Genomic DNA, 12,866 nt, shown 5'->3' with positions numbered 1-12,866 from the left:
CCGCCCGCCCCGCAGCCGTCCCGTCCCCGGTCCCGGCTGACCAAGGTCACTCTCGGCCTGGCCCTCATCGCGGTGGCGGTGGCCGCGGGAACGGCCACCCTGGGCGGGGTGGTCTGGCTCGACGCCACGAGGATCGCCGCGATCGCGCTCGCCGTGGTGGCCGGTGGCCTGCTCATCGGCGCCGTCACCCGCCGTGGACACGGACTGCTGGTCGTCGCCGGCCCGCTCGCCGGGTTCGTCCTGCTCGCCTCCCTGGTCCAGGTGCCCGAGGGCGGCTGGGAGGGCACCGGCGAGCAGCTGATCGAGATCACCGACCCCGCCCAGTTGGACGCCCCGATCAACCACCAGGTCGGCAGCATCACCGTGGACATGCGCGAACTGGAGTTGGACCGCGACCGCAGCTACAGCATCGCCAACAACGTCGGTGAGGTGCAGGTGCTGCTTCCCGACGGGGTCGCGGTGGACACGAACTGCACCACCGACATCGGGAGCACGGACTGCCCGACCGGCCTGTCCGGCGATGCCTCCGGCCCCGTCCTGACCCTCAGCGTGTACACGGGCGTCGGCAGCATCGTGGTGACGCCGTGAGCGCCCGGCCGGACGACGACCAGACCGATCCCACCGAACCGCAACCCACCGGGAGCACCGAGATGACCAGCCACGACCTGCACTCCGACACCACCACCCGCCCCGACCAGCCGCTCCACGACCCACTCCCCTACGGCACCGGTTTCACCGACCCGCAGGGGTTCGGGTACCGCGTCGCCCCCGCGTACGGGGCCTCCAGCGGGTACGGCGCCCCCAGCGGGTACGGCGCCTCCCCCGGGTACGGGGTCGCCTACGAGCCCGAGCCCGCGACGGACGCCGTGGCGCGGCGCGAGCGTTCAGGATCGCCGGTGCTCGCGGTGGCCGGACTGCTCTCGCTGGGGGTCGCCGTGTGGGCGATCCTGGGCGCGCCGGTGATCACGACGACCGTGGTGATCACCGCGTCACTGGTCCTGCTGGTCCTGGTCGGTCTGGCGATGGTCATCCGACGCTGACCCCGGCGTCCGGAGCCGCCCACGTCGGCCCGGATCCGCCCCCGTCGATGAACTCCCGCGTGCGCTCCGGCGACGGCGGGAGTTCATCGACGGGGGCGGATCTGTCAGAGCCGCGGCCGACTCACTCCCACTCGATGGTGCCCGGCGGCTTGCTGGTCACGTCCAGCACGACCCGGTTGACGTCCGGGACCTCGTTGGTGATGCGGTTCGAGATCAGGGCGAGCGTCTCGTACGGCACGCGCGTCCAGTCCGCAGTCATGGCGTCCTCGGAGCTCACGGGGCGCAGCACGATCGGGTGGCCGTAGGTGCGGCCGTCGCCCTGGACCCCCACCGAGCGCACGTCGGCCAGCAGCACGACCGGGCACTGCCACACCGAGGCGTCGAGCCCGGCGGCGGTCATCTCCTCGCGCGCGATCGCGTCCGCCGCGCGCAGGGTGTCGAGCCGATCCTGATCGACCGCGCCGACGATCCTGATGGCCAGGCCCGGCCCGGGGAAGGGGTGCCGGCCGACGATCGCCTCCGGCAGCCCGAGTTCCCGGCCCACGGCGCGGACCTCGTCCTTGAAGAGCAGGCGAAGCGGCTCGACGAGGGAGAACTCGATGTCGTCCGGCAGGCCGCCCACGTTGTGGTGACTCTTGATGTTGGCCGTCCCCGCGCCGCCGCCGGACTCGACGACGTCCGGGTAGAGGGTCCCCTGGACGAGGAAGTCCACCGACGAGTCCGCGCTGTCGCCGGAATCCTCGAGTTCGAGGGCCTGGGTCACGGCCCGCTCGAACGACCGGATGAACTCGCGACCGATGATCTTGCGCTTGGTCTCGGGGTCGCTGACCCCGGCGAGGTGTCCGAGGTAGATCTCCGAGTCGTCGAGCGTGATGAGGCGGGCTCCGGTGGCGGCCACGAAGTCGTTCTCCACCTGCTCCCGCTCGCCCGCGCGCAGCAGCCCGTGGTCGACGAACACGCAGGTCAGCCGGTTTCCGATCGCCCGCTGGACCAGCGCGGCCGCCACGGCGGAGTCGACGCCGCCGGACAGACCGCAGATCGCGCGACCCTCGCCGATCTGCTCGCGGACGGCCTCCACGAGCTGCTCCGCGATGTTGGACGCGGTCCACGTGGGCTCCAGGCCCGCGATCTCGGTGAGGAACCGGGTGAGCACCTGCTGCCCGTGGGGCGAGTGCAGCACCTCGGGGTGGTACTGGACGCCGGCCATCCGTCGATCGACACACTCGAACGCCGCGACCGGGGCACCGGCGGACGAGGCGGTCACCGTGAACCCCTCGGGCGCCGACGTGACCGCGTCGCCGTGACTCATCCACACCGGGTGGGTCGCGGGCAGTCCCGCGTGCAGCACCCCGCCGGACACGCCCACCTCGGTGCGCCCGTACTCGCGGTTACCGGTGTGCGCGACCTCGCCCCCCAACGCACCCGCCATGGACTGGAAGCCGTAACAGATGCCGAAGACCGGCAACCCGAGTTCGAGCACGGCCGGGTCGAGCGCGGGGGCACCGTCGGCGTAGACGCTGGCCGGCCCCCCGGACAGGATCAGCGCCACCGGGTCCTTGTCCCTGATCTCCTCCACCGTCGCGGTGTGCGGGATCACCTCGGAGTAGATCCGCGCCTCGCGCACCCGTCGCGCGATGAGCTGCGCGTACTGGGCGCCGAAGTCCACGACGAGCACCGGCCGGGGCGGGGCGGGGGCTCCTGTGGATCCGGCGGTGATCTGGGAGTCGGTCTGTGCGTTCTCGGCCACGGACCAGAGTCTAGGCCCCGTGGCCACTCCGCCGAACTCGGCCACTTCCGCCCCCGGGGTGTTCACAATGGATCACATCACGACCGGGGTCGTCCTCGGCCGTGACCATCGACCGGGAGGGCACCGATGGAGAGGATGACCGGCTTCGACGCGAGCCTGCTGTACCTGGAGACGGCGCAGCAGATGCTCGTCGTGGGCGGGATCCTCGTGGTGGACGTCTCCGACCAGGGGTCCGCGTACAGCTTCGAGCGACTCCGGACGGAACTCGCCCGTCGGGTCAAGGAGATTCCCGAGTTCCGCCGCAAGATCTACGACTCCGTGTTGAACCTCGGGCATCCGGCATGGGTCGAGGAGTACGACCTCGACGTGACGCGGCACGTCCGACGCGTCGACGTGGAGCCGCCCGGTGACGACGACGCCGTGTTCGAGATGTGCGGCCGCCTCAGCAGTCGCCCGCTCGACCGGTCGAGGCCGCTGTGGGAGATGTGGGTCCTCGAGGGCCTGGCGACCCCGGACACGGTGGCCGTGTTCTTCCGCGCCCACCACGCGCTGCTCGACGGGACCAGCGCCGCGGCGGTCCTGCGGAAGCTCGGCGGGGCCGGGACCACCCCGTCGGCCCGTGATCTCGACCCGGTGCGGGTCCACGCCGGTGGGGCCAATCCGATCGGACTGGTCGCAGGCGGCCTGTGGGACTTCTCCGTGCGCCGACCACTCACCCTCGCCCGGCTCGTCCCGGAGGCCGCGATGCTGCCGTGGAGACTGCGCAGTGCCACGGCCACGAGAAGGTCCGGCGGGAACTCGGCGGAGGCGGTGGAGGACGGTGGTGACGCGGCGCAGACCACCCCGATCCCCGGCGCCGCGCCGTTCACCGCCCCGAGGACCCGGTTCAACGCGACGATCACCCCGCACCGGGCGGTCCGGGGCACCTCGCTCGACCTGACGGAGATGAAGGAGGTCAAGAACGCCTTCGGGGTGACGGTCAACGACGTGTTCCTGACCGTGGTGGGCGGCGGACTGCGTCGGTACCTGCGATTCCACGACGACCTCCCCGAGAAGCCACTGGTGGCGGTCGTGCCCGTGTCGACGCGCGGGGACGAGGGGACCCAGGGCAACAACCGGGTGACCGTGCTGTTCGCGTCGCTGGGGACCGACATCCAGGACCCGCTCGAGCGGCTGCGGGCGGTGGCCCGGCGGACGCGGCGGGGCAAGAGGCGGGCCCGGGGTGGGATGCGCCCGGGCCTCATCCAGGACGTGGCCACGCTGGCGCCGTCCGGCGCCCTGTCGCTGGTGATGCGCCTGTACGGGGACCTCCACCTCGCCGACCTGCACCCGGTGGTGCACAACCTCAGCGTCTCCAACTTCCCCGGCCCCCGAAAGACACCGGACTTCCTCGGCGCGCGGGTCACCCACATGTACCCGCTGGGCCCGCTGATGCACGGTTCCGGGCTGTCCGTGACGGCGATGTCCCTCGGCGATCAGCTCGACGTGGGGATCAACGCGTGCGAGCACCTCGTGCCCGACCCCGGACTCATCGCCACCGGGCTGCGGGAATCGATGGACCGCCTGCTCGAACTGACCCGGGAGACGGCGGCCGGGGCGGGGGACGCCGGGGCCACGGACTCGACCCCGCCGGGGTCCACGACGACCGAGGAGGGGTGACCCGTGGAACGGATGAGCGGCCTCGACGCCAGCTTCCTGTACCTCGAGACCGACGAGCAGATGATGGTGATCAACGGGGTGGTGCACCTCGACGTCTCCACCATCGACGAGGGGTACTCCTTCGAGCGCCTCCGGTCCGGGCTCGCCCGGCGGGTCAAGGCCATCCCGCCGTTCCGGCGCAGGATCCACGACTCCCGTCTGAACCTGGGGCACCCGGCGTGGGTGGAGGACTTCGACTTCGACATCACCCGTCACGTCCACCGGATCCGGCTCGATCCGGAGGGCGGCGAGGACGAGCTACTGTCCACGTGCGGGCGACTCGCCTCGACACCACTGGACCGCTGCCACCCGCTGTGGCAGGTGTGGATCATCGAGCGCGGCGACCCGGCCGCCCCCACCGTCACCGCGTTCTGCCGGGTCCACCACGCGCTCATCGACGGCATGCTGGGTGCCGAACTGCTCGCCACCCTCGCGGCCACGGACGCCTCCACGCCCATCCAGGATCCCGAACTGGTCCGGACCCACGTCGGCCGCGCCAACACCGTCCAACTCATCGCCGGGGGCGCGCGGGATCTGATCGGCCGACCCCTGGCGCTCCTCCGCCTCCTGCCCGAGACGCTCTCCGTACCGGGGGCGATGAAGCGGGCCCGGGGCCGGGAGGACGGCGGACGGTCCATGCCCGCCCCGTTCACCGCGCCGCGGACCCTGTTCAACCGCTCTCTGACCCCGCACCGCGCGGTGGCCACGGTGACGCTCGACCTGCGGGCCGTCAAGGAGGTCACCACGCGCCTGGGCGGCACGGTCAACGACGTCCTGCTCACCGTGGTCGGCGGCGCGGTCCGGTCCTACCTCGAGGAGCACGGCGACGCCCCGGACGCGTCGATGGTCGCGATCGTCCCCATGTCCACCCGCGCGGATCTGACGACCGGCGGCGCGAACCAGGTCTCGGCGATGTTCGCGTCCCTCGCGACGGATGTGCCCGATCCCGTCGAGCGGTTCCACCGGATAGTCGACGCGTCGGCGACCGCCAAGGAGCAGGCCGGGAGTATCCGACCGGCCCTGCTGGACAACTGGGGCCGGATGAGCCCCCGCGGCCTCCTCGACATGGGCATGCGGGTGTACGAGGCGCTCAGACTCGCCGACGTCCACCCGGTGATCTACAACCTGATCATCTCCAACGTGCCCGGGCCCCGGAAGCCGCTCTACTTCCTCGGCGCACGGATCACCCACATGCACCCCTTCGGCCCGCTGCTCCACGGTGCGGGGTTGTCGGTGACCAGCGTGTCGATCGACGGCCACCTCGACCTGGGAGTGATCTCGTGCGAGCACCTCGTGCCCGACCCGGACGTGATCGCCCGTGGGATCGGGGCCGGGCTCGAGGAACTGCTCGAGCTCACGCGCGAGCGGGAGCACCCCCGCTAGAGACACCGACGATCGGCAGATGCAGCGCGCCGGGCGCCGCCTCCGGGACGATCGGCGACACGGGCGCCACCGGGGTCACGCGCTCGTAGGGCTCGCCCTGTGCGGGCCGGGGGTCGGCCTCGCCCTTGTTGGGCCACAGCGACATGGCCCGCTCGGCCTGCGCGGTGATGCTCAGTGCGGGGTTCACCCCGAGGTTCGCGGAGATCGCGGACCCGTCCACGATGTGCATCGTCGGGTAGTTCCACACCCGGTGGTAGGGGTCCACGACGCCACTGTCCGGCGAATCGGAGATCGCACATCCGCCGAGGAAGTGCGCGGTCATCGGCATGTTGGCGATCTCGCCCCACGTCCCGCCGGCCAGTCCGCCGATGTTCTCGGCGATCCGCCGGGTGGCCTCGTTGCCCGCGGGGATCCAGGTCGGGTTGGGCTCGCCGTGGCCCTGCTTGCTGGTGACGTACCGGAACGGCCCGCGACGCTTGACCGAGGTCTCCAGAGAGTTGTCGAGGTTCTGCATGACCAGGGTGATCACCGACCGCTGGCTCCACCGCCGCAGGTAGAACAGCTGCAGGAACATGCTCGGCTTGCGCCGGATCTCGTTCACCAGGGTGCGCCACCGCGGGAGCGGCCCGTCCCCGTCCGTGAGAAGGGTCTGCAGGATCGCGATGGCGTTGGAACCCTTGCCGTAGCGGACGGGCTCGATGTGGGTGTCCGGCCGGGGATGGAACGACGACGTGATCGCCACGCCCTCTGAGAAATCCTGTTCCGGCAGGTAATTGGGGCGCATCGCCCCGAGGATCGATTCGGAGTTGGTGCGGGTGAGCTTCCCGAGCGCCGGCGAGAGCCGGGGCAGCGAGCCGTCGTCCTTGGCGTAGTGCAACAGATGCTGGGTGCCCCAGGTTCCGGCCGCCATCACGACGTGCGAGGCGGTCACCGTGGTGGTGCGCTTACCCCATCTGGTCCAGGCGCCGGTGCGCTCGAGCGTCACCTCCCACGTGCCGTCGGCACGCTCGTGCACGCCACTGACGGTCGTGCGGTCGAGAACCCGGGCCCCGGCCCGCTCGGCCAGGCCGAGGTAGTTCTTGAGCAGGGTGTTCTTGGCCCCGTGCCGGCAGCCGGTCATGCACTCGCCGCACTCGATACAGGCGGTCCGATCCGGCCCCACACCCCCGAAGTACGGGTCGCGGACGGTCTCGCCGGGCTTGCCCTCTCCCCCGGTCTTCTCCCCGAAGAACACCCCGACCGGCGTGTAGACGAAGGTGTCCTCGGCGCCCATGTCCCGTGCGACGGCCTTCATGACGTCGTCGGAATGGGTATGGGTGGGGTTGGTGACCACACCGAGCATCCGGCGCCCCTGATCGTAGAACGGGGTGAGCTCGTCCTCCCAGTCGGTGATGTGGCCCCACTGCCGGTCCCTGAAGAACGGGGAGTTGGGCTTGTAGAGGGTGTTGGCGTAATTGAGTGAGCCACCGCCGACGCCCGCCCCCGCCATGACCATCACATCGCGCAGCAGATGCACGCGCTGGAGACCGAACAACTTCAGCTTGGGCGCCCAGACGTACCGGTTGAGCCGCCACGAGGTCTTGGGGAAGTCCGAGTCCTCGAACCGTCGGCCGGCCTCGACGACCGTGACGCGGTACCCCTTCTCCGACAGGCGCAGAGCGGTGACGCTTCCGCCGAATCCGGACCCGACGACGAGGACGTCCGTGTCGGGACTCCCGGTGGAGGCGGTGGTCGAGGGCGACGGCGTCGATGTCGTCATGGTGGGGCTCCCTGGTGGTCGAGGTGTAGGTCACAGTACCCGAGCACCAAGAACCTACCCGACAGTAGCTCCCGTTTTGTCCACCGCGTCAGGGGCGGACGGACAGGTCCACCTTCTGGAATCCCTTGACGTCCGAGTACCCGCACTTGGCCATCGCGCGACGGAGGCCACCCATGAGGTTCCGGGTTCCGTCCGGGACGCTCGTCGGCCCCTCCAGGACCTCTGCCAGGGGCGCCAGGGCCGTCTCGTCATCGATCTCCGCCACGTGTCCACGGGGGACCTTGGGATGGGCGGACACGGCGTCCCAGTACACACCCCGCCCCGGGGACTCCAACGACCCGGCCAGCAACGGACCCAACACCACGGCGTCGGCGCCACACGCCACCGCACGGGCGATGTCACCCGAGGTGTAGATGTCGCCGTCGGCCAGTACGTGCACGTACCGGCCCCCCGTCTCGTCCAGGTAGTCGCGTCGCGCGGCCGCCGCGTCGGCGATCGCGGTGGCCATGTGGACCTCCATCCCGAGCACGGAACCCGTGGTGGTGACCCCCTCGACGCCGCCGTAACCCACGATCACACCGGCCGCACCCGTGCGCATGAGATGCAGGGCGGTCTTGTAGTCCACCACGCCGCCGGCGATCACCGGCACGTCGAGCTCGTGGATGAAGTCCTTGAGGTTCAGCGGCTCGTCCTCGCCGCTCACGTGTTCGGCGGAGATGATGGTGCCCTGGACGACGAGCAGGTCGATCCCGGCCGCGACGAGACCGGGCGTGAGGTCGCGCGCGTGCTGGGGGGACACCCGGACCGCGACCGTGCCGCCCTCGTCCCGGATCCGCCGGACCGCCGCCGCGAGCAGCTCGCGGTCGATCGGGGCGCGGTGCAGCTCCTGGAGACGCGCCACGGCCCGGTGGCCGGTCACGTCCTCGAGAGCGAGCTCGCGCAGCTCGGCGACCGCGGCCTCCGGATCCTGGTGGCGCGCCCACAGGCCCTCTCCGTTGAGGACGGCCAGGCCACCGAGCCTCGAGAACTCCACCGCCGACTCGGGTGAGACCACCGCGTCGGTCGGGTGGGTCATCACGGGAAGGTCCATCTGATAGGCGTCGATCTGCCAGGCCGTCGACACCTCCTTGGAGCTGCGGGTGCGTCGGGAGGGGACGATGTCCACCTCGCCGAGCCCGTACATCCGTCGGGCCTCACGGCCCATTCCGATCTCCACGACGTTGCGCACGCGCCCTCAGTCCTTGACGTTGTAGTTGGGGGCCTCGACGGTCATCTGGATCGCGTGGGGGTGGCTCTCCTTGAGCCCCGCCGCCGTGATCTGGACGAACTGGGCGCGGTTCATGTCCGGGATCGTGGCCGATCCCGTGTACCCCATCCCCGCGCGCAGTCCACCGGTGAGCTGGTGCAGGACCTGCGCGACGTCGCCGCGGTACGGCACCCGTCCCTCGATACCCTCGGGGACGAGCTTCTCCTCGGACAGCACGTCGTCCTGGAAGTAGCGGTCCTTGGAGAACGACTTCTCCTGCCCCGGCTTGCCCCGGCCGCGCATCGCGCCGACCGACCCCATCCCCCGGTAGACCTTGTACTGCTTGCCGTCCACGAAGATCAGCTCCCCGGGCGACTCCGTGCAGCCCGCGAGCAGCGAACCGAACATGCACGCCGACGCCCCGGCCGCGATCGCCTTGGCCACGTCCCCCGAGTACTGCATCCCGCCGTCGGCGATCACGGGGACGCCCGCGGCGTGGGCCGCCACGGAGGCCTCGAGGATCGCGGTGATCTGCGGGGCCCCCACCCCCGCGACGACGCGGGTGGTGCAGATGGAGCCGGGACCGATGCCGACCTTGATCGCGTCCGCGCCCGCATCGATCATGGCCTGGGCCGCGCCGCGGGTGGCGAGGTTGCCGCCGATCACCTGGACGCGGTCGCCGAGCTCACGCTTGACGCGGGCGACCATCTCGAGTGCGTTGCGGTTGTGGGCGTGGGCGGTGTCGACGACGAGGACGTCCACACCGGCGTCGGTGAGGGTCCCGGCGCGCTGCCAGGCGTCCTCGCCGGTCCCGATCGCCGCGGCCACGCGCAGTCGACCGTCGGAGTCCTTGGTGGCGTCCGGGTGCTTCTCGGTCTTGACGAAGTCCTTGACCGTGATGAGCCCGGTGAGGCGACCGTCGCCGTCCACGATCGGCAGCTTCTCGATCTTGTGGCGTCGCAGGAGTCCGAGGGCGGCCTCCGCCGTGACACCCTCCCGCGCGACGACCAGCGGTGCGCGGGTCATGACCTCGTCGACCCGACGCGACTTGTCCACCTCGAAACGCATGTCCCGGTTGGTGATGATGCCCACGAGTTCGCCCCGCTCGTCGGTCACCGGCAGGCCGGAGATCCGGTAGCGGGCGCACATCTCGTCGACCTCGGCGAGGGTGTTGGCGGGAGCACAGGTGACCGGATCGGTGACCATGCCCGCCTCCGACCGCTTGACCGTGTCCACCTGGGCCGCCTGGTCGGCCACGGAGAGGTTGCGGTGCAGCACCCCGATCCCGCCCTGGCGGGCCATGGAGATGGCCATCCGGGCCTCGGTGACGGTGTCCATCGCGGACGACACGAGCGGCACCCGCAACGTGATGTCCCGGGTGAGCCGGGTGCTCGTGTCGACCTCACTGGGGACCACCTCGGAGGCGGCCGGGAGCAGCAGCACGTCGTCGAAGGTCAGGCCCACCATGGCGACCTTGGTGGGATCGTCGCCGCCGGTGCGCACGGGGCCTCGCGACTCGCTCATCTGCCGTCCTCCTGGGGGTCGTCTGGGTCTGGAGTCCGAGGATAGTGCGTCCGGGGTCCCGGGCTCGAACCGTCGGCCCCGCCAGGTGGTGCCCACGGGTACGGTGGGAGCGTGAACGATCCCCTACGGCACGGAATGCCGCCCGACCCGTTCGCCGGCGATCCGGACGATCCGACCTCGGAACTGGCCGGGCTCGACCCCGTGGACGACGGCATCCCCTCCGGGCCGCTCGACGCGGAGGAACGCCGTGCGATCGAGGAGGACCTCGCCGATCTCGCGGAGTTCCGCGAACTCCTGGCCCCCACCGGCGTCAAGGGGGTGGCCGTGCAGTGCGAGGACTGCGCGGAGGAGCACTATCACGAGTGGGACATGCTCCGCGCCAACCTCATGCAACTCCTGGAGGACGGCTCGCTCCTGCCCCACGAGCCCGCGTTCGACCCCATCCCGGACGACTACGTCTCGTGGGACTACTGCCGTGGATACGCCGACGCGGTGCGCACGATGCGCCCGCGTCGTCTCTACTGGCGTCGCTGACCCGCCCGATCGCGGCCAAGAGCGGTCCGCGACCACCGGGGTTCGCTACCCCTCCCCGTTCCGCCCCACCGGGGAGGGGGTCAGTTGGTGGGCTGGGTGGTCGCCGGAGCGCTGGTGGCCGCAGGCCCCGACGTCGGGACCTGGGTCACGGTGGTCCGTGTCGGTGACGGCGCCGGGCCCGTCCCGTCGACCTCGCCCGGTTGCGGCCGACCCGTGGTGGGCGCCAGGAAGTCCTGGATCCGCTGGGTGTCGATCGGGATCTGCAGTGTCGTCGAGATCCGCAGCCCGTCCAGCGGCAGCGGGATGACCGGCATACCGGGGGGCGGCGGCGGGATCAGGTTGGACGGAAGCGGCACGGGCACCCCGGGAACGAGCGTCGCGGGGCCCTGACCCGGACCGGGGGCCGGGGCGGGGGCGGGCGCGGGAGCAGGTGCGGGGGACGGGACCGAACTGGGCGTGACCCTGCTGAGATCGCGCCTGATCGCGTCGCGGCGCTTCATCAACTCGACGCGCTCGCTGGCGTCCGAGACCTCGTCCAGCCGGCCGGACACCTCGTCGAGGAGACGCTCGGCCCTCTCACGGTCGCCCTCGCGGGCCGCCAGATCCGCGGCGGCGAGGTGCTCGCTCAGGTCGCTGACCAGTTCCACCTCCCCGGCACGGTCGGCGAAGATCGTCTTGGAGACGCCCCACAGCGGGTCCCCGGGCATGGCGCTGTGCGCGGCGACGGACAGACCGCCGACGATCACGGCCGCCACGGCCGCGGCCCCGGTCACCGCCTGCCACAACGCGGGGCGCTGCCCGTGGTGGTGTTCATGCGACTTGGCCCAGCCACGGCGGGGCCACAGGCGGGAGACGTTCGGCGCGAGCGCGGCCTCGATCTCCTCCTGCCCCGGCAGATCGGGCAGGGGCGCGGCGTCGACCTCGTCGCGCCAGTCGGCGAGCAGCGCGGCCAGGGCGTCGGAGCCGGCGGGACGGTCGCCCGCCCCGAGGGCGCGCAGGAGCTCGTCGTCACGCTCCACCGCCTCCGGATCCGGACCGTGCGCGTCGAGGGAGGCGGCGTCGTCCCGGGTGCCGGGGTCGACATCGTCGTCGTTCATCGCCATCGCTCCTCTCCGTCCTGCTCGATCCTGGTCCGGAGCTGCTTCATGGCCCGGTGTTGGGCCACCCGCACGGCTCCGGCCGTGCTGTCCACTATCTCCGCGGTCTCCTCCGCGGAGAGTCCCACGACCACCCGCAGTCGGATGATCTCCCTCTGCTTCTCGGGCAGGGTTCCCAGTAGACGACTCATCGCCCTGGCCACCTCGCCGTCGAGGATGTGATCCTCCGGTCCCGTCTCCGTGGAGAGCACCTCCGGGAGGTACTCGACGGGATCCGACTTGTTCCGTGCGGCGCCCCGGTGCGCGTCCGCGACCTTGTGTGCGGCGATCCCGTACACGAAGGCCATGAAGGGACGTCCCTGATCCCGGTACCCGGGCAACGCCGAGAGCACCGCGATCAGCACCTCCTGTGCGACATCGTCAGCAGAAAGGTTGACCCTCTCCGCACCCCCGACGCGGGAGCGGCAATACCGCACCACCCCGGGACGGACGAGTTCGAGTACCCGCGTGGCCGCAGAACGGTCTCCTTTGACCGCGGCGGCGACGGCGAGTTCCAACTCGTCTGCTGTACCTGTCATCGATTTAGGGGGGCCTCTCGTTACACGGGTGTGCTACGGGGCACGGCCTTTCTGTCGGGGTGCGGCGCCGGACCGTCGCGGTCTCACGTCCGGACCGTCGCGGCCGGCGGGGCGTGGGCACAGGATACTTCTGCGACCCCTGTGCCGGAGGTCATCCGGTGAGGGCCCAGCGTAGCCGCTCGGAGCGGGGTGAGACGACATCACCGGTCGCCGGACGACGAGCGGGCCCCGGTCCCGCGGGGGCGGGACCGGGGCCCGGT

At 71.2% G+C, this 12,866-nt stretch carries 10 protein-coding genes and 1 pseudogene; 5 read left to right on the top strand and 6 right to left on the bottom strand.

Annotated elements, in window-relative coordinates:
* Positions 1-588: pseudogene (locus tag G6031_RS14465) on the top strand (hypothetical protein); the annotation flags it as partial.
* Complete coding sequence (locus G6031_RS14460) at positions 585-1,040, top strand: hypothetical protein (protein ID WP_182653618.1); 456 nt, start codon at positions 585-587, stop codon at positions 1,038-1,040. The pseudogene G6031_RS14465 and the gene G6031_RS14460, both read left to right, overlap by 4 nt.
* Before the next feature lie 121 nt (positions 1,041-1,161).
* Here G6031_RS14460 and guaA read toward each other — a convergent pair whose 3' ends face one another.
* On the bottom strand, positions 1,162-2,757 hold the full coding sequence (gene guaA, locus G6031_RS14455) for a glutamine-hydrolyzing GMP synthase (RefSeq protein WP_182653619.1): 1,596 nt from the start codon (positions 2,755-2,757) through the stop codon (positions 1,162-1,164).
* Between the two features lie 156 nt (positions 2,758-2,913).
* On the opposite strand from guaA, the gene G6031_RS14450 reads away from it, so the two are divergent.
* Together G6031_RS14450 and G6031_RS14445 are read left to right on the top strand one after the other, a co-directional pair.
* A complete protein-coding gene (locus tag G6031_RS14450) occupies positions 2,914-4,446 on the top strand; it encodes a wax ester/triacylglycerol synthase family O-acyltransferase (protein WP_182653617.1) in 1,533 nt (510 codons plus the stop codon).
* A 12-nt stretch (positions 4,447-4,458) separates the two neighbouring features.
* On the top strand, positions 4,459-5,868 hold the full coding sequence (locus G6031_RS14445; RefSeq protein WP_241737360.1) for a wax ester/triacylglycerol synthase family O-acyltransferase: 1,410 nt from the start codon (positions 4,459-4,461) through the stop codon (positions 5,866-5,868).
* On the opposite strand, the gene G6031_RS14440 is transcribed toward G6031_RS14445, so the two are convergent.
* From G6031_RS14440 to guaB, 3 genes are all read right to left on the bottom strand, one after another.
* The gene (locus G6031_RS14440; protein ID WP_182617170.1) at positions 5,840-7,627 is read right to left on the bottom strand and encodes a GMC family oxidoreductase; all 1,788 of its coding nucleotides are present in this window, start codon (positions 7,625-7,627) and stop codon (positions 5,840-5,842) included. The genes G6031_RS14445 and G6031_RS14440 overlap by 29 nt on opposite strands.
* Positions 7,628-7,715: 88 nt before the next feature.
* Positions 7,716-8,855, bottom strand: coding sequence for a GuaB3 family IMP dehydrogenase-related protein (locus G6031_RS14435; RefSeq protein ID WP_182653615.1), 1,140 nt, complete (start codon positions 8,853-8,855; stop codon positions 7,716-7,718).
* Between the two features lie 6 nt (positions 8,856-8,861).
* Positions 8,862-10,397: an IMP dehydrogenase gene (guaB, locus tag G6031_RS14430; RefSeq protein WP_182609355.1), complete on the bottom strand. Its 1,536-nt coding sequence runs from the start codon at positions 10,395-10,397 to the stop codon at positions 8,862-8,864.
* A 135-nt stretch (positions 10,398-10,532) separates the two neighbouring features.
* Here guaB and G6031_RS14425 point away from each other — a divergent pair, with 135 nt between their 5' ends.
* Positions 10,533-10,931, top strand: a complete 399-nt coding sequence (locus G6031_RS14425; RefSeq protein WP_179526160.1) for a DUF5319 domain-containing protein — start codon at positions 10,533-10,535, stop codon at positions 10,929-10,931.
* 80 nt (positions 10,932-11,011) lie between these two features.
* Here G6031_RS14425 and G6031_RS14420 read toward each other — a convergent pair whose 3' ends face one another.
* Positions 11,012-12,028 carry an anti-sigma-D factor RsdA gene (locus tag G6031_RS14420; protein WP_241737359.1) on the bottom strand — a complete coding sequence of 339 codons (1,017 nt, stop codon included), beginning with the start codon at positions 12,026-12,028 and terminating at the stop codon, positions 11,012-11,014.
* Positions 12,025-12,606 (bottom strand): sigma-70 family RNA polymerase sigma factor, encoded by a 582-nt coding sequence (locus G6031_RS14415; protein ID WP_179524690.1) that lies wholly within the window; start codon positions 12,604-12,606, stop codon positions 12,025-12,027. The genes G6031_RS14420 and G6031_RS14415 overlap by 4 nt, the downstream gene beginning before the upstream one ends.
* Between the last annotated feature and the right edge of the window lie 260 nt (positions 12,607-12,866).

The sequence above is a fragment of the Dietzia sp. CQ4 genome (assembly GCF_014145125.1).
GTDB lineage: Bacteria > Actinomycetota > Actinomycetes > Mycobacteriales > Mycobacteriaceae > Dietzia > Dietzia natronolimnaea.
The sequence above is the reverse complement of the archived record's forward strand: the minus strand, read 5'-3'. Positions and strand labels throughout refer to the sequence as shown.